This is a genomic window from Aeromonas sp. R3-1, assembly GCF_040908345.1.
Lineage (GTDB): Bacteria > Pseudomonadota > Gammaproteobacteria > Enterobacterales > Aeromonadaceae > Aeromonas > Aeromonas veronii.
Map to the genome: position 1 here is coordinate 1 of NZ_JBFODN010000174.1, position 21023 is coordinate 21023.

Annotated in this window: 22 protein-coding genes; 17 read left to right on the plus strand and 5 right to left on the minus strand. The window is 61.3% G+C overall.

Annotation, left to right across the window (positions count from 1 at the left end; translation table 11 throughout):
* Positions 1-76 precede the first annotated feature (76 nt).
* Positions 77-1282 carry a cytochrome c gene (locus tag AB5Y85_RS10630; RefSeq protein WP_368221390.1) on the plus strand — a complete coding sequence of 402 codons (1206 nt, stop codon included), beginning with the start codon at positions 77-79 and terminating at the stop codon, positions 1280-1282.
* 89 nt (positions 1283-1371) lie between these two features.
* Here AB5Y85_RS10630 and AB5Y85_RS10635 read toward each other — a convergent pair whose 3' ends face one another.
* The 3 genes from AB5Y85_RS10635 to AB5Y85_RS10645 all read right to left on the minus strand — a co-directional run bounded on the left by AB5Y85_RS10635 (position 1372) and on the right by AB5Y85_RS10645 (position 3297).
* Positions 1372-1707 carry a DUF3634 family protein gene (locus tag AB5Y85_RS10635; protein WP_179214414.1) on the minus strand — a complete coding sequence of 112 codons (336 nt, stop codon included), beginning with the start codon at positions 1705-1707 and terminating at the stop codon, positions 1372-1374.
* Positions 1708-1813: 106 nt separating this feature from the next.
* Complete coding sequence (locus AB5Y85_RS10640) at positions 1814-2782, minus strand: nucleoside hydrolase (protein WP_005337734.1); 969 nt, start codon at positions 2780-2782, stop codon at positions 1814-1816.
* A gap of 221 nt (positions 2783-3003) precedes the next feature.
* Positions 3004-3297, minus strand: a complete 294-nt coding sequence (locus tag AB5Y85_RS10645; protein WP_005353197.1) for a hypothetical protein — start codon at positions 3295-3297, stop codon at positions 3004-3006.
* A 212-nt stretch (positions 3298-3509) separates the two neighbouring features.
* Between AB5Y85_RS10645 and AB5Y85_RS10650 the strand changes: the two genes are divergently transcribed.
* The 14 genes from AB5Y85_RS10650 (at position 3510) to AB5Y85_RS10715 (ending at position 17751) form a co-directional block, all read left to right on the plus strand.
* Entirely contained in the window at positions 3510-4955 is a 1446-nt protein-coding gene (locus AB5Y85_RS10650; protein WP_040067901.1) for a coniferyl aldehyde dehydrogenase, read from the plus strand.
* Positions 4956-4966: 11 nt separating this feature from the next.
* Positions 4967-5599 (plus strand): TetR/AcrR family transcriptional regulator, encoded by a 633-nt coding sequence (locus AB5Y85_RS10655; RefSeq protein WP_368221393.1) that lies wholly within the window; start codon positions 4967-4969, stop codon positions 5597-5599.
* On the plus strand, positions 5568-6098 hold the full coding sequence (locus AB5Y85_RS10660; RefSeq protein WP_368221395.1) for a hypothetical protein: 531 nt from the start codon (positions 5568-5570) through the stop codon (positions 6096-6098). The genes AB5Y85_RS10655 and AB5Y85_RS10660 overlap by 32 nt, the downstream gene beginning before the upstream one ends.
* A gap of 18 nt (positions 6099-6116) precedes the next feature.
* Positions 6117-7301 carry an iron-containing alcohol dehydrogenase gene (locus tag AB5Y85_RS10665; RefSeq protein WP_257686630.1) on the plus strand — a complete coding sequence of 395 codons (1185 nt, stop codon included), beginning with the start codon at positions 6117-6119 and terminating at the stop codon, positions 7299-7301.
* Between the two features lie 203 nt (positions 7302-7504).
* Positions 7505-7765 carry a GNAT family N-acetyltransferase gene (locus tag AB5Y85_RS10670; protein WP_005337747.1) on the plus strand — a complete coding sequence of 87 codons (261 nt, stop codon included), beginning with the start codon at positions 7505-7507 and terminating at the stop codon, positions 7763-7765.
* Complete coding sequence (locus tag AB5Y85_RS10675; RefSeq protein ID WP_257686631.1) at positions 7752-8342, plus strand: nucleotidyltransferase family protein; 591 nt, start codon at positions 7752-7754, stop codon at positions 8340-8342. The genes AB5Y85_RS10670 and AB5Y85_RS10675 overlap by 14 nt, the downstream gene beginning before the upstream one ends.
* A 71-nt stretch (positions 8343-8413) precedes the next feature.
* Positions 8414-10237: a SulP family inorganic anion transporter gene (locus AB5Y85_RS10680; protein ID WP_021230679.1), complete on the plus strand. Its 1824-nt coding sequence runs from the start codon at positions 8414-8416 to the stop codon at positions 10235-10237.
* 121 nt (positions 10238-10358) lie between these two features.
* Positions 10359-11720 (plus strand): MATE family efflux transporter, encoded by a 1362-nt coding sequence (locus AB5Y85_RS10685; protein ID WP_005361670.1) that lies wholly within the window; start codon positions 10359-10361, stop codon positions 11718-11720.
* Positions 11717-12328 (plus strand): hypothetical protein, encoded by a 612-nt coding sequence (locus AB5Y85_RS10690; protein WP_257686632.1) that lies wholly within the window; start codon positions 11717-11719, stop codon positions 12326-12328. Before AB5Y85_RS10685 ends, AB5Y85_RS10690 begins: the two co-directional genes overlap by 4 nt.
* Positions 12329-12603: 275 nt before the next feature.
* Entirely contained in the window at positions 12604-12819 is a 216-nt protein-coding gene (locus tag AB5Y85_RS10695; RefSeq protein WP_005337763.1) for a YdcH family protein, read from the plus strand.
* A 162-nt stretch (positions 12820-12981) separates the two neighbouring features.
* Positions 12982-14175 carry an extracellular solute-binding protein gene (locus tag AB5Y85_RS10700; protein WP_368221398.1) on the plus strand — a complete coding sequence of 398 codons (1194 nt, stop codon included), beginning with the start codon at positions 12982-12984 and terminating at the stop codon, positions 14173-14175.
* Positions 14172-16310, plus strand: a complete 2139-nt coding sequence (locus AB5Y85_RS10705; protein ID WP_368221400.1) for a diguanylate cyclase — start codon at positions 14172-14174, stop codon at positions 16308-16310. Before AB5Y85_RS10700 ends, AB5Y85_RS10705 begins: the two co-directional genes overlap by 4 nt.
* A gap of 139 nt (positions 16311-16449) precedes the next feature.
* Complete coding sequence (locus tag AB5Y85_RS10710) at positions 16450-17109, plus strand: YceH family protein (RefSeq protein WP_005361682.1); 660 nt, start codon at positions 16450-16452, stop codon at positions 17107-17109.
* An 84-nt stretch (positions 17110-17193) separates the two neighbouring features.
* Positions 17194-17751: a HutD family protein gene (locus tag AB5Y85_RS10715; protein ID WP_257686635.1), complete on the plus strand. Its 558-nt coding sequence runs from the start codon at positions 17194-17196 to the stop codon at positions 17749-17751.
* A 112-nt stretch (positions 17752-17863) separates the two neighbouring features.
* Here the strand turns inward: AB5Y85_RS10715 and azu are convergent, their stop codons facing one another.
* Positions 17864-18304 carry an azurin gene (gene azu, locus AB5Y85_RS10720; protein WP_368221404.1) on the minus strand — a complete coding sequence of 147 codons (441 nt, stop codon included), beginning with the start codon at positions 18302-18304 and terminating at the stop codon, positions 17864-17866.
* A 335-nt stretch (positions 18305-18639) separates the two neighbouring features.
* Between azu and AB5Y85_RS10725 the strand changes: the two genes are divergently transcribed.
* Positions 18640-19695 carry an FAD:protein FMN transferase gene (locus AB5Y85_RS10725; protein WP_368221401.1) on the plus strand — a complete coding sequence of 352 codons (1056 nt, stop codon included), beginning with the start codon at positions 18640-18642 and terminating at the stop codon, positions 19693-19695.
* 61 nt (positions 19696-19756) lie between these two features.
* Here the strand turns inward: AB5Y85_RS10725 and AB5Y85_RS10730 are convergent, their stop codons facing one another.
* On the minus strand, positions 19757-20182 hold the full coding sequence (locus AB5Y85_RS10730) for an Hsp20/alpha crystallin family protein (protein ID WP_103250619.1): 426 nt from the start codon (positions 20180-20182) through the stop codon (positions 19757-19759).
* Between the two features lie 295 nt (positions 20183-20477).
* Here AB5Y85_RS10730 and AB5Y85_RS10735 point away from each other — a divergent pair.
* On the plus strand, positions 20478-21023 hold a 546-nt coding region (locus tag AB5Y85_RS10735; RefSeq protein ID WP_368221403.1), incomplete at its 3' end, for a response regulator.

Below are 21023 nucleotides of genomic sequence, written 5' to 3' on the forward strand. Positions count from 1 at the left end.
CCTACGCCCACGCCGCCATCGACGAAGCGTGGCGCGCCGTCAACGAGCTGGTAGCCATGAGCAAGGGAGGTGCCCAATGAGCCGCGCCCTGTCACTGACCGCCAGCGCCCTGCTGCTGGCCCTGCCCGCCCTTGCCGCCCACGCAGCCCCCGCCATGTCGGCGGGGGAATACGTGGCCAAGCTCGGCGATTGCGCTGCCTGTCACACCAGCGAAACCAGCAAACCGCTGGCGGGCGGCAAAGGGTTCCCGACCCCCATCGGCACCGTGTTTGCCACCAACATCACCCCCGACAAGACTCACGGCATCGGCAACTACAGCCTGCCGGAGTTCATCAAGGTGATGCGTGAAGGGGTGGCCCGCGATGGCCATCGCCTCTATCCGGCCATGCCCTACACCGCCTACGCCAAGATGAGCGATAAAGATCTCGAAGATCTCTATCACTACCTGATGAAGGAGGTGCAGCCGCTGGCCATCGCCAACAAGGAAAGCGACATCCCCTGGCCCCTCAACATGCGCTGGCCGCTGATGGGCTGGAACTGGATCTACCACGATGACAGCCGCTTCACCCCGGTGGCTGGCAAGAGCGAAGAGTGGAACCGTGGCGCCTATCTGGTGCAGGGCGCCGGCCACTGCGGCAGCTGCCACACCCCGCGCGGGCTTGGCATGCAGGAGAAAGCGCTGACCGAGGCGGATCCCGTCTACCTGAGCGGGGCGGCGCTGGATGGCTGGTATGCCCCCGACATTCGCGGCAGCCGTTACAGCAAGCAGACGCTGATCGACCTGCTGAAAACCGGCCGCAGCCAGCATGAAGCGGTCGCGGGCCCCATGGGGGAAGTGATCACTCACAGCAGCCAGTATTTCAGCGACGCCGATCTGGCCAGCATCGCCACCTATCTGACCGATCTGAAAGATGAACCGGTGGCGAAGAAAGGGGCCCGCGCCTACGCCAGTGCCAGCGGCAAGGCGGACTACGCCATGTACTGCTCCACCTGTCACGGGGTCAACGGCCAGGGCAATGACCACGTCATCCCCTCGCTGGTCAACAACCGCACAGTGCTGGCGAGCGATCCGTCGAGCCTGATCAACGTGTTGCTGCACGGCGCCGAGACCCCGATCACCCACGGCCATCTGGGTTACCACATGCCGGGTTATGGCTGGACCATGGATGACGAGCGGCTCGCCGAGCTGGTCAACACCCTGCGCGCCTCCTGGGGCAATGAAGGCACCGCCGTCAAGGCGGCGGCGGTCAAGGCCCAGCGCGAGCTGCACGGCAAGGAGTAAGGGCTGTCAGCTCTCTCTTGACCAAGTGCCATAAGAAAACGGGCCTCCACTGGAGGCCCGTTTGCTATTGATGAACCAGGTTCCGGTGCTTATCCCTTGCGGGATTTTGGCCCCGGCAGTGGCGCCGTTGGCTGGCGGTAATCGCCATAGGGGAAGATATTGCGAAACCGCTGGGCCACCGGTTCGGGGATGGAGCGGGAGAAGATCAGCTTCACGCCATCGCCATCACGCTGCCCCACAATGCGACCGCGCACAGTGTCGTGGTGCAGGATCTGCTTGGCATGCTCAATAAAGGCGGGTGACACCTTGCCCTGCTTGACCACTACCTTGCCGGGGGCAAGACGGATCTCGAACAGGGCGCCACGCCCCAGCTTCATCAACCACCAGATCAGCGCAATCGCCACTATCAAGGAAATCCAGGCCATCTTCATCCCTCCCAAGCTCTTGATATAAGGCAGTATAAGCGGCCGTGCGCTCCGATTGTTTGGCGCCGATCACAGCCCCCGCGTCAGCGCAATAGCGCCCCTTTGCTCAGCAATCCTTGCCCCAGCCCACCAGCGTCTCGCGATAGAGCGCCAGCAAGGCTTCATCGCGCACCGCCACCCCGACCTGCTGCGGACGATAGGCTGCCCAGTCATCGTGGGAGTGGCGCTTGCCATCGAACTTTTGCAGGGTGTGGCCGATGGCCGGGCCGCTGGTGATCACCCGCACCGGCCCCTCGCGCAGGGTAAAGAGGGTCGGATCGATCACATAGGCGATGGCGGACGGGTCGTGAACGTGGCAACCGGAGAGCCCCAGCTTCTCCGAGTAGAAGCGCAGGTAGAAGCGGCTGACATCCCACAGGAAGCGGCCCGGCTCCCCCGCCTTATCCCTGAGCTCATCCAGATAGGCGCTGCTGAAGAAGCTCTGCTGGGTCACGTCCAGCCCGATGATCACCACAGGCCAGTCGGCGGTAAAGACCCGGTCGGCGGCATCGGGATCGTCGTGGATATTGGCCTCGGCATAGGGGGTGACGTTGCCACGATGGCCGTTGACGCCAAAGGCGCCGCCCATCACTACCACCTGTTTCACCAGCGAGACAATCTCGGGCGCCTGTTGTAGCGCCAGCGCCAGATTGGTCAGTGGGCCGATAGTGACGAGAGTGATCTCCCCCGGCGCGGCTTTGACCGCCTCGACAATATATTGCCAGGCAGGGCGGGGATCCGGAGCGATAGTCACCTCCCCCGCCTCCATGTCGCCAAAGCCGCTCGGGCCGTGGACTATGGTGGTAGGGCCGACCGGCTCGCGCAGCAGCGGGGCAGCCGCGCCTTTGGCTACATCCGCCTTCATGCCGTACTTCTGCTTGAGCCAGAGGGCATTGCGGGTGCCATTGTCGATGGTGGCGTTACCAAAAACAGTGGTGATGGCGAGCAGCTCGATGGCGGGGTGGGCCTCGGCAAACAGGATGGCCATGGCATCGTCGATACCCGGGTCGGTATCCAGAATGATTTTATGGGTCATGAGAAATTCCTACGGTGACAAACCCTGCGACAAAGGGGAGAGTCTACCCGGCTGACGGTCTCGTATCCCGGCATGGGATCACAGACCGGGCCTTTGCTCTCGGCAGCGGGGGCGCTGCTGGCGACAATCTGCATAAAAAAGCGCGGCCCTGTTGTCAGCGCCGCGCCCTTTATCGTTGTTCGTTATCTGCTATCTGGCAGTGATCTGCCTGACTACGCCCCTCAGTGCTTGCGATGCCAGCGCGGTGAGGTCGCCTTCTCCCCCCAGGGGGTGACGCAAGGGAGCAGCGCCCCTTCAATCACCATCTCGCTGCCTGCCAGCGCCTCGGCGATCTTCTGGTGCAGCACCCGCAGTACTTTACCCTCGTGCTCGGCCAGAGAGTGCCCCGCGGCAAAGAATTCCGGCTGATATTGCAGTGCCAGCTTCTGGGCGAATTCGTAGGTGTTGAAGCAATCCGGCATCCGCTCAACCACATCTTCAAGCCGGGCCAACAAGCTGTTCAGTTCCCTGGTCATAGTGCTCTCTCCGTGTAGGTTAATAGCCAAAAACTACCCCTTATTAGATAAGCCACCAACGGGCAAACCCCAAAAGTGTGGGGAGACACACAGTTCTCTCTTGCGTCCGGCTCGTGGTGAACGGCAGACAGCTTGCCAGCTTTACATTCCGGTAACAAACAGCTAGATTTAGACCGACTAATCAGTCGGTCATTTTTCATGCGGAGAACAACATGGGTGCGGCGCAGCTTCAACACACTCCTGAGGATATCCTCGCCATCAAATTGTCCCTGCCGGATCAGCTGGCGCGGCTCAAGCGGGCGAGTCTGGCTCACCCCATGCCAACCCTGGCCGAGCGCCGGGCGCAGCTGACCAAACTCAAGCAGGCGTTGCTCGCCCACAAGGGGCAGCTGTGCAAGGCGCTGGCGGCAGATTATGGCCAGCGCAGCCACTACGACAGCCTGATCGCCGATGTGCTGCCCTGCATCATGCAGATCAACTACACCCAGAAGCGGCTCAAGCGCTGGATGCAGCCCCACCGCCGTCACACCGGCCTGCTGCTGGCACCCGCCAAAGTAGAGGTGCACTTCCAGCCACTGGGGGTGGTCGGCATTATCGTGCCGTGGAATTTTCCGGTGATGCTGAGCCTTGGCCCCCTCATCACCGCCATCGCGGCGGGCAACCGGGCGATGCTGAAACTCTCCGAGTTCACTCCCCATACCAATGCCGTGCTGCGCACCATGCTCACCAGCGTGTTTGACGAAAACGAGATCGCCATCATCGAGGGAGATGCCCAGATGGCGGCGGCGTTCAGCTCACTGCCGTTCGATCACCTGCTCTTTACCGGCTCAACCATGGTGGGCAAGCTGGTGATGGCCGCCGCCGCTCCCCAGCTCACCCCCCTCACCCTTGAGCTGGGTGGCAAGAGCCCTTGTCTCATCGCCCCCGACATGCCGGTCGCCACCGCGGTCGAGCGGATGATCTTCGGCAAGAGCCTCAACGCCGGGCAGATCTGCGTCGCCCCTGACTATGTGCTGCTGCCCCGCAGCGAGGTGGATAACTTTATCGCCGCCTATCGCCGCCACTTCAGCAAGCTCTACCCGCAGGGGCTCAATAGTGCCGACTACGGCGCCATCATCAACGACCGCCAGTATCAACGTCTCGTCAGCTGGCTCGATGAAGCCGAGCAGGCGGGTGCCCAGCTCCACCCCTGTGGCAGCCCGGCCCGCGATGACCAGCGTCGCCTGCTGGTGCCCCACCTGCTGACCGGGGTACCAAGTCAGTGTCAGGTGATGCAGCAGGAGATCTTCGGCCCGCTGCTGCCGCTTATCCCCTACGACACCCTGGAGGAGGCGCTCGCCTATGTGGCTGAGCGGCCCCGCCCGCTGGCACTCTATCTGATGAGCTTCGATCCCGAGCTGCAGGCGCGAGTGACCCGGGAGACCCACTCCGGCGGCATGGCGATCAACGAGAGCCTGTTTCAGGTGGCGGCCGACGATGTGCCGTTTGGCGGCATCGGCGCCTCCGGCATGGGCCACTACCACGGCCACGAGGGGTTTCTTACCTTCTCCAAGGCGAAAACCGTGCTGACCCGCGGCAAGTTCACCACCGGCTCCCTGATCCATCCGCCCTACCACAGCTGGATCCAGAGGCTGATGATGGCCTTCTTCCTGCGCTGATGGAGATGACCATGAACCAGGCTATCCCGCAGCCACAAAACATGACCGACAAGCGCCGCCAGATCCTGGATGCCGCCCTCGCCCTCTGCGCCGAAGATGGCCTGCAGGGGGCCGCCACCGCCCGTATCGCCAAGGCGGCCGGGGTGGCCAACGGCACTCTGTTCCACCACTTTCCGAGCAAGGAGGCGCTGATCCTCGCCCTCTATCAGGATGTAAAGACCCGGATGGGGGGCGCCATCCATGAAGCGGATCCGACCCTGCCGCTGTACGACCAGACCCGCCACTACTGGCAGCTGGCGATGAAGTGGATGCAGGCTAACCCTAATGAGCTCAAATTTGTGCTCGGCTTCTTTCACTCTCCGCTGCTGGCCAGACCGGCCCGCAGCCAGATCCTGAACGATGCCCTGCGCTTTCTGCCTGCCCTGCTGGCAAAGGGGCAGGCCAGCGGCGAGCTGATGCAGGCTCCCGCACCACTGTTGCTGGAGGTGTGTCAGGGGCAGTTCCTCGCCTGCGCATCACTGTTTGTCGATCAACCGGAGCTGGGAGAGGACGACTACTGGCAAGCCAGTGCGTTCGCCCTCTTCTGGTCAGCCATCTCAGGAGCCAATCCTCATGCGCCTTTCCATACCAACATGGACGTTTGAATCTGCGGCAGCCCTTGGCCGCCGCCTCTGGATCACCACTCTGCTCTGGGTGGTGGGTCGTACCCTCTGCCGCGCCGCCCGCACCGATGAGGCGGTACGCCGCGAATTGGCGCCGTTGCCGGACGGGCTGGCAATCCGCCTCGAAGTGGGCGGCATCGGCTACTCCATGAACATGCACAAGCAGGGTGGGCGCTGGTATCCCGGCGCGCCAGTCGCCCCTCATGCCACCATCCATCCGCTGCGGGTGCGCTTCAAGCATCCCAATATCGCCTTTCGCACCCTGAGTTTTCGGCTCGGGGTCAATCAGGCATTTGGCGAAAACCGGCTGCTGGTGGAGGGAGATCTGACCGTTGCCATGCATCTGGTGCGGGGGCTTGAGCAGTTGCAGTCCCTGATCCTGCCCGCCTTTATCGCGCGGCCTCTGCTGCGCCACTATCCCGCCCCGACCAACAAGATCGGCCGGGCCTGCAACATCTATCTGGGTCTGGTGACCGGCTAACGCGCAAGGAGCCTTGAAATGAGCCGCTATTACGATTTTTTCTGCCCGGTCAAACTGCTGGCCGGTGAACAGGCGCTGGAGCAGCTGGCCAGCGAGCTGGCCAGCCTGGGTGCCCGTCGCCCGCTGCTGCTGACCGACAAGGGGGTCAATGCCACCGGCCTTGCCACCCTGCTGGCCAATGTGCTGGCCGAGGGGGAACTGCCGGTCGCCGCCATCTGGGACGAGATCCCGGCCGACTCTTCCACTGCCGTAGTGGAGCGGATCGCCAAACGCTATCGTGAGCTCGACTGCGACAGTCTGGTGGCGCTGGGGGGCGGCTCGGTCATCGACACCGCCAAGGCGGTCAACATTCTCACCTCCATGGGGGGGGATCATCTGCTCGACTACTCGGGCGCCGGTTGCCTGACCAGTCCCCTCAAGCCGCTGGCGGTGGTGCCCACCACGGCGGGCACAGGATCAGAAGTGACATTGGTTGCAGTGATCAAGGATGAGGCGAGCGGGCGCAAGGTGCCCTTCACCTCCCCCTTCCTGCTTCCCCAGCTGGCGGTGCTCGACCCGCGCCTGACCCAGGGGCTGCCCCTCAATATCACCGCCGCCACCGCCATGGACGCAATGACCCACGCCATCGAGGCCTTTATCGGTACCGCCAAGAACCCGGTGAGCGATGCACTGGCCCTGATGGCGGTGGAGAAGATCGCCAGCGCCCTGCCGCAAATCATCCACGACCCGCAAAACAAACAGCTGCGGCTGCAACTGGCGGAAGGCTCCACGCTGGCTGGCATGGCATTCTCCAACTCCATGGTGGGGCTGGTGCACGCCCTCGGCCACAGTCTGGGAGCCCGCTGCCATCTGCCCCACGGGCTGTGCATGAACCTCTTTTTGCCGACCGTGCTCGACTACAACCGCCCCGAGGTGGATAGCGAGTTGGCCCGGCTGCTGTTGCCGCTGGTGGGGGCAGAGCGCTTTGCTGCCACCCCGGCCCATCAGCGGGCGGAGGCGACCATCACAGCCATTCGCACCCTGCGCGACACCTTGTGGCAAGCGGTCAAGCTGCCGCGCACCATGAGCGAGGCAGGGGTAAGCGATCGCTCGCTACTGACCGAGATCCGCGATCTTGCGATCAACGACGGCGCCCTTCTGTTCAATCGCAAGGACGCCGACCGTGAGCAGTTACTCACTCTGTTGGAGCGAGCCTGGGCCTGATCCCGCCCCTTTGCCAACACTCTTGTGTTGACACTAACGCGGTGCCCGACTCACCATCGGGCACCTTGATCTGCATCGCGATATCGATGCGCCCTCTGTCAAAGGGGGATGATATTGACCACGGGCTCTCATTATCTGTTCTATACCTTGGCTAACAGTTATGTTGTGCCGAGAGACCCAACTTTATGCCAGAGGTGCCCACCATGAGCGACATCATCCATCAGGCCAACCAGCAGCAGTTCATCTGTATGGTGGAGGGGAAAGAGTCGAGACTGCGCTACCGGCGGCTCGATGCCAAGACCATCGACGCCTACAGCACCTTCGTGCCCCCCGAGCTGCGGGTGCAGGGGATTGCCGATCAGCTGGCGCGTGCCTTCTTCAACTGGACTCAGGCGGAGGGACTCACTATAGTGCCGAGCTGCCGCTACATTGATGTCTGGTTACGCCGCAATGCCAACAACTGAACCTCTGAACACCGTCCTCGAACAGCAATTCCAAGCCAAAACAGAAGCCCTGCTGCGGGCCGATCCGCAGCGGATGGCCTGCCTGCAAGCCGCGGCCGAGCTCAATCTGCCCGACTGGGCGCTGGGAGCCGGTTTTATCCGCAACCTCATCTGGGATCACCTTCACCACAAGGCGGCGCCCACCCCGCTCAACGATATCGACCTTATCTATCTCGATAAAGCCGATCCGCAAGGGCTGGCCGAAGCGGAGCACGAAGCTTGGCTCGCCAAACGCCTGCCCGGCCAGCAGTGGGAGGTGCGCAATCAGGCCCGCATGCACACTCGCCAGCTGTTAGCGCCGTTTGCCAGCAGCCTTGAGGCGCTCAGCCACTGGGTCGAGGTGCCCACCTGCATCGGCGTACGCCTCACCCAGGATGGCGAGTTCGAGTGGCTTGCCCCCTACGGCTTTACCATCAACTGGTCGCTGCAAGTGAGTGCCAACCCCAAATGTCGCCAGGACAAACAGATTTTTACCCAGCGCATCAAGGAGAAACGCTGGCAGGCTATCTGGCCTGACCTTCAGGTAAACTGGCCATAACCTGATTGCAATCTTTCGATAACCTTGGGCACACTAGGGGAAAAGCTGGTTGTAACTCAATGGGTTAAATAATGCGCGACTTCTTCTCTCTCGAACGCTGGCTACCGGGCCTCGCCGCCCTGCTGCATTACCAGCGCGCCTGGTTGATGCCAGATCTTCGCGCCGGACTCTCGGTGGCGGCCGTGGCGCTGCCCGTCGCCATCGCCTATGCAGAACTCGCCGGAGTGGGTGCTATCGTCGGTCTCTACTCCTGTATCCTGCCCATGCTGGTCTACGCCCTGTTCGGCACCTCCCGCCAGCTGATCGTCGGCCCTGATGCCGCCACCTGTGCGGTCATCGCCGCCGTGGTGACGCCGCTGGCCGCAGGCGACCCAACCCGTCACTGGCAACTGGTGATGACCATGACCGCCATGACCGGCTTCTGGTGCCTGATTGCCAGCCGCTTCAAGCTGGGAGTGCTGGCGGACTTTCTCTCCCGCCCCATCCTGATGGGGCTGCTCAATGGTGTGGCCATCACCATCATGGTGGGCCAGCTCTCCAAGATCTTCGGCTTCACTTTCAGCGAACGTTACCTCATCGAGCGGATCGCCAGCGGGGCTACCTATATTACCCAGACCCATCTGCCGACCCTGGCCATGAGTCTGGTGGCCCTGCTCACCCTGCTGCTGGCCAAGCGCTACAAACCGGCATGGCCCTCCTCCATGGTGGCCATGGTGGTGACCGCTGCGCTGGTGTGGGGCTTTAATCTCGGCCAGTTTGATATCGCCACCCTGGGGACGGTGGGCTCCGGCCTGCCCGCGTTCCAGATGCCGGAATTTCCTCCCGGCCTGATGCGGGAGCTGGTGCTGCCCGCCCTTAACCTGGCCATGGTGAGCTTCGTCTCCATGATGCTGACCGCCCGCAGCTTTGCCGCCAAAAACGGCTATGAGATCGACGCGGACAAGGAGTTTCGGGCCCTCGGTATGGCCAACCTCGCCTCCGCAGTCTCCCAGGGTTTCGCCATCAGTGGCGCGGATTCGCGCACTGCGGTCAACGACGCCAACGGCGGCAAGAGCCAGCTGGTCTCCATCATCGCAGCGGCGGTGATCGCCCTCATCACCTTCTATCTGACGGCGCCGCTCAAATACATCCCGACCGCCGCCCTCGGGGTGGTACTGGTGATGGCCTCCCTGTCGCTCACCGATTTTCGTGGCCTCTGGGCCCTGCGCCACTCCGATCGCTCCGCCTTCTGGCTGGCGCTGGTCACCTTTATCAGCGTGCTTACCATGGGGGTGATCCCCGGGATCACCCTCGCCGTGTTGCTGGGGCTGTTCCAGTTCCTGCGCAATGTGATGCGCCCCACCGATCAGCTGCTCGGCATGGATGACGAGGGGGTAGTGCGCACCCTGGGGGATAACGAACAGGCCAAGGCGATACCGGGTATTCTGGTCTATCGCTTCAACTCGCCGCTGACCTACTTCAACGCCCCCTATTTCAAACGGCGGGTGCTGGCCCTGCTGGTACAGGATCCCCGAGCCCCCAAGTGTCTGGTGATCGATGCGGTCGCCTGCTTCACCCATCAGGACATCAGCGTGATGAGCATGGTGGGAGAGCTGCACAAAGAGCTGAAACGGCGCGGCATCCATATGGTGATGGCGGGTCGCCACGGCCAGATGACTCACTGGTTAAAGCAGGCAGGCGTGCGGGTAGGCGATGAGGGGATCATCCTCTGCCCCGATATGTATCAGGCGCTGCGCCTGACCCGCTGCTACCGCGAGCCGGTGTTCAAGGATGATGCGGTGGTGGAGAGTACCACAGATGCCATCCGCTCGAATTGGCCGCAGGATGATGCCCTGCCCGACTCGGCGCGCCTCACCCTGCCAAGCGAACAGGAGGCGGGCGCCACGCCTGCCTGATCCCTTGGCCTGCTCTCCTGGCCGGTGCAATCCTGCACAAGGATTGCACCGGCCTTGGCCTTGGTGTTAAATGCGCCCCCAGAGGACACTCCCCCGTGCCCTCCCAGCTGTTGGACATGCCATGCAATCTCAATCCCACGCCGGCCCGGGCACCCTCTTTGCGCTGACCTGGCCGCTCTTTATCGATCTCGCCCTGCACTTTCTGACCGGCGCCCTCAATACCTTCATGGTGGGTCATGTCTCCTATCAGGGGGTCGCGGCGCTGGCGGTCGGCAATCAGGTGTTCGATCTCGCCATCACATTGTTCAGCTTCGTCAGCATCGGTACCAGCGTGGTGATCACCCAGTATCTGGGGGCCGGCGATCGGGAGAAGAGTCGGGTGGTGATCCACACCGCTATCGGCTTCAACCTGCTGATCGGTCTGGTGGCCGCCATCGGCGTGATGGCGGGGGCCAGCACCATGCTGGCGCTGATGAACCTGCCTGCCAATCTGATGAGCGACGGGACGCTTTACTTGCAGATCATCGGTCTCTGCCTGTTGCCGGAGGCCGCGGCCCTCTGTCTGGCGGCGACCCTGCGCGCTCACGGCCACACCCGTCAGGCGATGTATGTGACTCTCATCGTCAACCTCATCACCTTCGTCGGCAACCTGCTGCTGCTCTACGGCTGGTTCGGCCTGCCCCAGCTGGGGGTCGCAGGCGTTGCCATCAGCACGGTCGCTGGCCGACTGGTCGGCGTGGTGCTGCTGGTGTGGCTGGTGGCCCGCAAGACCGGAATTCGACTGGTGGTGCGCGATATCGTCCACCCCAGCCGGGAGATGCTGGGCAAGGTGCTCCATATCGGCCTGCCGGCGGCAGGAGAGAACCTCTCCTGGATGCTGCAGTTTATGGTGGTGACAGCCTTTGTCGGACTGCTGGGTGACAAGGCGCTGGCAACCCAGTCCTACTTCTTCCAGATCTGCCTGTTTATCCTGCTGTTTGGCCTCTCCATCGGCCTTGGCAACGAGATCATCATCGGCCATCTGGCGGGGGCCAGACAGTTCGATCGAGCCTATCAGCAGCTGCTCAAGAGCCTCAAGCTGGGGCTGGCGGTCACCTGCGTCATCGCCGTGGCGGCGGCCCTCAACGGCCGCACCATCATCAGCCTCTTTACCGATGATGCCGACATCATCACCCAGGTGGCGCAGCTGTTTCTTATCAGCCTTATCCTCGAGCCCGGCCGCACCTTCAATCTGGTGGTGATCAACGCCCTGCGGGCCACCGGGGATGCCCGTTTTCCCCTCTACATGGCGTTGCTCTCCATGTGGGGAATTGCCGTGCCACTCTCCTATTTCCTCGGTATCATGCAGGGTTATGGACTGGTCGGTATCTGGCTGGCGCTGGCCTGCGACGAGTGGGTGCGCGGTCTGGCCATGTTCTGGCGCTGGCGCAGTCGTCGCTGGCAAAACAAAATTCTTGTTGAAACAAAAGCGGAATCACAATGAAGAAGATAGGACTCTTGCTGGCTGCCATCCTGCTCAGCCCCCTGGCCATGGCGCAAACTGCCCCTGCCGCTCCCAAGGCTCAAGCCACCCAGACCTGGTATGTGGCCCCCATCGCCATCGATGAAACCAGCGACGCCCAGAAGGCGCTGACCAAGGACTTCATGGCCCAGATGATCAAGACCATCAAGATCAACGAGTACCAGACCGGCAAGGCGGTGGGCAACACCAAAAAGCCCAAGTGGCTGATCCGCACCAAGCTGATCCCCGCCAGCAACGAGCCGCTGGTCGGCAAGAAGCACCCGCAGGGTCTCACCTACGGCAAGGGCAATCCGACCCAGGAGATCGTCGGCGAGCTACTGATGAACGGCACCCTGGTGGCCCACATCGGCCAGGGCTGGCGCGAGCCTATCGTCCCGGGCACGCCGGTGGCCGAAAAGATCTCCATCGCCAACTATCGCTACGCCATCGGGGATCAGGCCAAGTCGGCGGATCTGGAAGAGCTGGCCGCCCAGATTGGCTTTGAAGCGGGCAAGGTGATCCACCGCGATGGCAAGCCGCTGCCCGAGAAGAAAAAGAAAAAAGAGCAGGCGGACGAAGAGAAAGAGTAACGTTGCCTGCATCCATAAGGAGGGGCCAGTCGGCCCCTTTTTGATCCTGCACCCTCACGCCAACACTGCCCCTGTTGTGACTTGTCGCACAGTTTGGCTCACCATTCAGATTGATAAATCACTTATCTTGTTTTGATTCAACAAGTTATAAATATCCCGCCGAATACTCCAAATCATTGCCCCCAAATCCGATCAGGATCACATTTATCCCCGGCACTAAGGGGTAGCTTTGGTCTTACAGGCACAATCAAACGAAACCAAGGAGGCTCCATTACATGTTCCCAGAGTACAGAGAACTTATCTCGAAACTGAAGAGCAGTGATGTCCATTTCCAGAAGAAGTTTGACTTGCACAACGACCTGGATGCGGAGATTAGAAAGTTGGAAAAGCATCACGCCAGCGACTATAGCGCCGAGGTGAGAGATCTGAAAAAACAGAAACTCAAACTGAAAGAGGAGATATACGACATCCTCAAACAACATCCACAATAGATGCCTCGAAGAATATGCGGATAAGCAATTTATCCCCCAGCCCGGCCCACGCGCCGGGCTTTTTGTTGTTTCAGTCAATTAGTTGACACCCGAGCCTACCGATCTTGCCGGTAGTTTGTTACATTTTTCCCTTGGAATTCAGGGAATAACGGTGATGATAACATGAGCGGAAAACTATCTTTTTATCATCTCTTGCTGCTTTGCCTGTTCGCATTGAGCCACCCCCTGCAGGCCCAGGAGCCTGAACTGGAGCTGTGGCACTCCCAGCAAGCCGGTTACGTGATCGACGACGTGATCGCCCGCTTCAATCAGGAGGGGAACCACAGAGTACGGGTCACCCAGATTGAGCCGGGCAAGATCAAGGCGGATCTCCTGCTGGCAGCTCAGGCCAGGGGGCTGCCCGACCTGATGCTAATCCCCTCCGATTTTATCGGCCTCTATCGCCAGATGACCCTCGCTCCCCTCCCGGCCGAGTGGTTTTCCCCCTCATTGATGGCCAGTGCCTTGCGTTATGTCACCCTGGATAGGCAACGCTGGGGCATGCCCATGATGCAGGGCAACCATCTGATGCTGTTTTACAACAAGGCGCTGATCTCGACTCCGGTGACCCAATGGCAGCAACTGACTGCTATCACCCCGGCCCTCAAGGCCAAGGGGGTCTACCCCGTCAGCTGGCCCTATCACGACATGTACTACTTCGCCGCCTTTTTACACACCTTTGGCGGCTCGCCGGTGACCGAAGGGCGCATCACCCTCGACAGCCCGGCCATGGTGCAGGCGCTGGAGGCCTATCGCACCGTCGCCAGCGAACAGTGGGTCGATCCCGAGTGCGACTATGACACCGCCCTCTCCCGCTTCAATGAGGGCAAGAGCGCCTACCTCATCAATGGGGACTGGGCGTTCAATGATCTGGTGAAGAATATGGGGGATAAGCTGGGTGTCGCCCTGCTGCCCCGCTGGCAAAGCCATTCCATGCACTCCATGAGCGGCGCCTACGTGATGGGAGCCTCCCGCTGGGCGATGGATGATGAGGATCGGCAACCCGTTATCAAGGCACTGATGGCCTTTATCCAGCGTCAGGATATTCAGCAGTTCATCTATCATCAGGGGGCGTTGCTGCCGGTCAATCAGCAGGCTTTTACCGCCATCAGCCGCCGTCCCACGCCTCAGGAAAAAGTGCTGCTGGAGCAGTTCACCCTCAGTACCCCCATGCCCTCCGACAGCGCCATGTCCATCGCCTGGCAAGCGATGGAGAAAGGGTTCGAGCGCTTTAAAGAGGGGATCAGTGCCGCCGACACCGCCCGTTATATGCAGCAGCTGGCCGATCAGCAGTACCGGCAGGTCAAAACACCATGAAACATCGCACCTTTCGGCTCGGCCCGACCCTCATCATCATCCTGTTCACCGTCGCCTTGCTGCCGGCACTGCTGGCCAGCACTGTACTGCTGATCCGCCAGCACCAGATCATCGCCCAGAGCGAGCAGTCACAGCTGGAGCGGGCCCTCACCAGCATGACCCGCGAAGCCCGCTTTCGCAGCGAGCTGATCGGCACCCAGATCAATCAGCTCAGTCAGGATCGGGTGCTCCATCAGGCCCTCGACAACTTCCTCTTCTCCAGCCATGCCCGGCTGGCACTGGCCACCTTCATCAAGTCCAACAGCCTGCTCACCTCGGCCTACCTCATCGATGACAAGGGGCTGGTGGTGGAGTACATCAATGGCCAGGCCTCCCACCTCGAATCGAGCAACCTGATGCCGCAGCTGATGGCCTGGGGCAAGACCCGCGAGGCGAAACAGGGCAAGCATCTGCTGCTGCCCGTCGATGATCCCGTGCTGGTCGACGACATGGAGCAAAACCGCAGCGGCGGGCTGGCGCTGGTAGCCCCCATCTATCGCAACCACCAGCGAGCAGGGGTGATGCAGACCCCTTCCGGCTTCGTGATGGCCATTCTCCCCTGGCGGCAGATGGCCCAGTTGCTGGAACCCTATCTCAAGGGGAGCGAATATCTGGTGATCTCCCAGGGCGAGAACCGTCTCTACGAAGGGGCTCACCAGAGCGCCAACGCCATGGATGACAGGGAGCCAAGCAAGTTGGCGCAGCCCCTGGCCATTGGCTGGCCCCAGCTGGAGCAGGAGATCACCCCCACCATCACCCTCTACAGCTACAGCAATGACAGGGTCAGCGAGCTCAACAAATCCCAACAGCTGCTGACCGTCAGCATCGCCGTCATGTTGCTGCTGGTGGCCATCGGCTGCGTCTGGCTCACCCGCTGGCTAACCCGACCGCTGCGCTCGCTGGCCGCGCTGGTGCGCAGCTATGGCAAGGGCAATTACCAGCAACGGCAGGCGCCGCTGCGCTTTGTGGAGTACGACGAGGTGCGCCAGTTGCTACAGGAGATGGCCAGCACCATCTCGGATCAGGTGCGGGCGCTCTATCAACAAAATGAACAGCTGCAGCAGGCCAATAGCGAGAAAGAGGCCTTCAACCAGCGGCTGCTCGGCTTCAACGACGAACTGGAGCAAGAGGTTGCCTCGCAAACGACCGCCCTGCGCTCGGCCCTGAGCCGGGAGGAGCGCAGCCGCCATATCCTGCAATCTTGGTTGCAGTTCGGTCTGCACCAGCAGCTGGATATCGATATTGCCGAGCTGGCCAGCTCTGCCCTGCTGCAGCTCTCGCAGCTCTATCCCGGCCACCGCTGGGGACTGGTGATCCGCCGAGACGGGCAGCCCCACTACTCCCTGATCCAGGGGGTCGATGCCCCCTTGCGGGATGCCTTGCAGGAGAAACTGGTTCAACTGATGGATGAGGAGGTCAAACACTCCGAATGCCAGTGGGACAACGCACTCTGGAAGATCATGACCCTGCCCGGCAGCCAAAGTGGCGTGCTGTTTGGCTATCTGATGGTGAGCGCAGAAGGGCTGGAGTCCGAAGACCGGGCCATCTTGCGGCTGTTTGCCAAGCAGTTGGCGGTGGGCATCGAGGGGCGCCTCTTCACCGACGAGCTGGCACGGGTGGCCCGCACCGACAACCTCACCGGGCTGCCCAACCGGCAGGCGTTCGAAGAGGCCTTCCACCACTATCAAGCAGTACTGGCGCGCCATCCGGAGCGTCACCTCGCCCTCTTCATGCTCGACCTCAACGGCCTCAAGCGCACCAACGACCAGTATGGGCACGAGGCTGGTGACGCCCTGCTGATCCAGATGGCTCGCCAGCTGCGCACCCTCTGCCGTCAGGATGAGAAGATTTTCCGTATCGGCGGCGACGAGTTCGTGCTGCTGGCGGAGGCGGATCACCTCGCCAGCCAGCAGCTGGCAGGCAGGTTGGAGGCAAGCCAGCAGCACGCCATCGTGCAGCATGGGGAGCACAGCTTCCCGCTGCGTTTTGCCATCGGCTGGAGCAGCAGCGACCAGACCCCGCTGGCGGAGCTGAGCCGGGTGGCGGACGACGCCATGTATGCCAATAAGGCGCGCTTCTATCAGGGGCAGCGATAAAAAGCAGAGGTCTGTGGCGTTGGCGAGCCTTTCGCCAACGCCCTGATCAGCTCGCAAAAATGGCGCGCAACGCTAGACGCGGCGCGGACCATGACTAAGATAGGGGCTCTTGATGTCTCGATTTGGAAGGGAGTAGGAAATGGAGTTAGTACTTGGCCCGCTGGAAGCCCGCGTCATCGGCTGTCTGATTGAAAAAGAGATCTGCACCCCGGATCAATATCCCCTCTCCCTTAATGCACTGGTCAACGCCTGCAACCAGAAGAGCAACCGCGAGCCGGTGCTGGAGCTCTCCGAGCTCGATATCCGCGCCGTGGTGGACGAACTGATCCGCAAGCGGCTGGTGGTCAACACTGCAGGCTTCAACGCCCGGGTGCCCCGCTATCAGCACAGATTCTGTAACACCGAATTTGGCGAGCTGAAATTCAGTGCCCAGGAGCTCGGCATCGTCTGCGAACTGCTGCTGCGCGGCCCGCAAACCCCGGGGGAGCTGCGCTCGCGCACCAACCGCCTCTGCAGCTTCGATGATGTCACCGAGGTGGATGCGGTGCTGACCCAGCTCATCGAGCGTGGCCCCTACGTGGTCAAGCTGCCGCGCGAGCCGGGCAAGCGCGAATCCCGCTACGCCCACCTGTTTAGCGGCGAAGTGGATATTCAGGCGATGATGGATGCCGCCCCCGCCGCGGCCTATGCCTCCCCTGCCGCCGACCGCCTGAGCGAGCTGGAGCAGGAGGTGAGCGAGCTCAAGAGTCGTCTCGCCGCCATGGAAGCACGGCTGGCCGCTCTGGATGGTCAGGGCTGATCGCCTTTACCATCGCCAATCTCTATCAGGGAGCCGGGGCAGATGTCCCCGGCTCCCTGCGTTTTTTATCGTGAGGAAGTGCCCGTGATCACCCTGATTAAAGAGTCTGACCACCAGAAGATGCCCTGGAAAAACCAGCAGGGCACTACCAGCCAGATCCTCATCTCCCCCAAGGGGAGCAGCCTTGCCAAACTCGACTTTGACTATCGACTGAGCTCGGCCCCCATCAAGAGCGCGGGCCCCTTCTCCCCCTTTCCCGGCTATCAGCGCATTTTGCTGCCGGTGAGCGGGGCAGGCTTTGTGCTCAACGGCCACCCCTACGCCACCTTCGAGGTGGCGCACTTTAGCGGCGATGAGGAGACCTACTGCGAGTTGCTGAAAAAAGAGGTGACCGATCTGGGGCTTATCTACCATCCGGATCGCATCAGCGCCAACGTGCGGGTGCTGAACCTCCCCTTCCCGCTGACCCTTACCCTCGAGCCAGAGAAGACCTACCTCTGTCACCTGCTGAGCGGCCAGCTGGCCGTGCAGGGCAAAGAGGTGGCTATCAACGAGACGCTGGTGGTGACCGGGGAAGAGAGCATTCACTTCGAATGCCAGAAGAAGACCGCCATCGCCTTCTTTACCCTGCAGGGCAAATAGCGCTGGCGTGGGCTCGCAGCCATGCCACGCCACACACAAACAGCAGAGATGAAAAAGCCGGGAAATCCCGGCTTTTGCTATTGAGGCAACCGGCTCGATGCCGGTCAGCACCTTAGTTGACCTTGAAGGAGCCCTTCATCATGGCGAAGTGGCCGGGGAAGGAGCAGAAGAAGGTGAGATCCTTGCCCGCCAGACCGTCGGTCTTGAAGGTGACGCTGCTGCTCTCGCCACCGCCGATCAGCTTGGTGTGAGCCAGTACACGGGCATCGTCCTTGGGCAGATAGCCGTTCTCGGCCCCGGCGCTCATCCCGGCAGTCGCCACTGTCTGATAGTCGGCGGTGCTGGCCAGCACCCAGTTGTGGCCCATGGCGGTCACGGGCAGCTTGCCGGTGTGATTCAGGGTGACCGTCACCTCCTTGCAGGTGGCCGGCACGCTCATCTCTTTGAGGTTGTACTGCATGGCATCATTGCCTTTGATGACCAGTGCACACTCATCCGCCAGCACGGGGGCAGCCAGGGTACTCAGAAACAGCAGGGTAATCGCCTTTTTCATCATCTTCTCCTTTGATTGGCAATGGATGGCAACGTCTTGGCGGATGCGGTGAACGCTTCGCAAAGATGCTGTCTAAATCGACCTTCATTTTACTCAATTGTCTTCAATCGGCTATGGCTTTTGGCCAAAGCTGCGGGCCAGGTCACCAGACGGTGCTCTACTCGCCACTCTCTCCCTCACGGATGGACGATACGACCCACTCCCGCCACAGGTTCAAAAATGTTTAATTTTTTCTGCCCTTTTCCCTCCGATTGGCCCTATCAGGGCTCGCCCGAAGGGCGCCCCTTGGCTAAGCTAGCGCCCCGATATGAACCTTCTCCAGATGAGAGCGCCGGATGAATGCGATAACCCCTGTGGCGGCCATGCGCGGCCTGCTGCTAACCCTGCTGCTGGCGCTGGCCGGCTGCCAGCCAACCCCGCCTGCCCAGACCCGAATTCAGGGCAAGACCATGGGCACCTACTATGTGGTGACCCTGAGCGATAGCTACCCCGGTGGAGAGCCCGCCCTCAAAAGCGACGTAGAGAGCCTGCTGGCCCGGATGAACAAGGAGATCTCCACCTACGATCCGGGTTCGCTCATCTCCCGTTTCAATCAGGGACCCGCCAACACCCCGTTTGCCATCCCGCCCGCCATGGCCATCATAGTCCAGCAGGGGATTGATGCCGGTAAGCTGACCAACGGCAAGCTGGATGTGACCGTGGGGCCACTGGTCAATCTGTGGGGCTTTGGCCCGGACAAACGGCCGGTCAAGCGGCCCGATGAGGCGGCCATCGCCGCCGCCCGCCACAAGGTGGGGATCGACAAGCTGACCCTGACCCCGCAGGGGGATCACTTCCTGCTCGAAAAAACGATCCCGGATTTCTATCTCGACCTCTCCACTCTCGGCGAAGGGGCGGCATCGGATGAAATCGCCACCCTGCTCGAGGGCAAGGGGGTACACAACTACCTGATCGAAGTGGCCGGTGCGGTGCGCAGCAAGGGCAACAACAGCAAGGGCTCGCCATGGAAAGTGGCCATCGTCGAACCCTCCGATCAGCCGGGGGCGTTTTCCGATATCGTCATCCCCAACGGCATGGCGCTCAGCACCGCAGGCAGCTATCGCAACTACTACGAGCTAGATGGCCAGCGTTACTCCCATATCATCGATCCTGCCACCGGCCAGCCGGTCACCCACAAGCTGGTCTCCGCCAGCGTGATCACCCCGACCGCGCTTGAGGCTGACGCCCTCGATACCGCGCTGATGGTGATGGGGCCCGAAGCGGGTATGGCATTTGCCAAACAGCACAAGCTGGCGGTCTATCTCATCATCAAGACCGAACAGGGGTTCAAGGCCAAGTACACGCCCCAATTCGCCCACTATCTGGCGAAGCAACCGACAGAAAAGCACTGATAAACAGAAGGCCCCGATAACGGGGCCTTCTCATTACGGTTGATGATGAACTTGTCACGGGCTATTCGATGGTCACCCGGTGAGGGGCTGGCGTTTCCACCTGCTTGGGCAGTTGCAACGTGAGGATACCGTTCTCGAACCTGGCGCTGACCTTGTCCAGCGCCACCTCGACCGGCAACTCCAGAGTGCGTGAAACACTGCCAAAATAGCGTTCACTGCGCAGTGTTCGCTCATCCTTGTTCTGGCTGTCAAACTGGCGGATCTCCGCTTTCAGCGTCACCTGTTTACCATGGATATCCACATGGATGTCCTCTTTGGCAACCCCCGGCAACTCGGCTTGCAGCACATAGTTGCCATCACTCTCCTTCAAATCCAGCCTGATCTGGCTCGGCAAGGGGTCCCCGTGCAAGGGGCGAATATAGAAGCCGGACGCCATATCGCGAAACAGGTCATCGAACAGACTGGTACGGCTTGGTAGCAAACTCATCTCTGATCCCTCCGTGATTCATGGACTAACAGAGGCAGGCCCTGATACCTGCCTGATGGGGCCTATATGTGACCGGGGCTTGTCGTTGCCCCCTCTATCAGTCTAAAAAGTGTGCCGCGTGCTGCCACCCCATCTGAGCTTTATTTGATATGGATCAACCACATCGCCCTGGCCACCAGGCACAGAGCGTGACATGGAAACTGGAAGTTGCGTGACAAAAGCACATTGATTGCCACTTGACACGCTTTGGTGGCACACTTTCTCCCATCAGCCCGCAGCGCCTCGACCCAGACAGATGCAGACACCTGAACAAGAGCCAGAAAAAAAGAGCCCAGCCAAGCCACAACGCATTCTGATGGTCAATGAGCAGCGCTCGTTTCAGGTGATGATGAAGGCTATGCTGCTCAATCTGGGTATCAGCAACATCACCTACTCCAATACCGCCGAGGATGCGCGGCGCCGCTGCCAGAAGGGCAGTTTCGACATCTATCTCATCGATTACGATCTCGGGGTTGGCGAGAATGGTCGCCAGCTGCTCGAGAGCCTGCGCGACAAAGATCTGATCCCGCCCCAGAGCGTGGTGATCATGGTGAGTGGCGACAGCTCCCGCGCCATGGTACTGAGTGCGCTGGAAGCCGAGCCCGACGAATACCTGATGAAGCCCTTCTCTCAGGAGCAGTTCTCGTTTCGCTTGAAGCGTGCCCTCGCCCGGCGCAATGCGCTGGCTAGCGTCTTTACCGCGCTGGCCGATGACAATCTGGCAGCCCTCATTACCGCCTGTGCCGAGCGGGCCGATGCGGTGCCCCGTTTTGCCAACTACTGCCGCTGCCTGCAGGCCGAT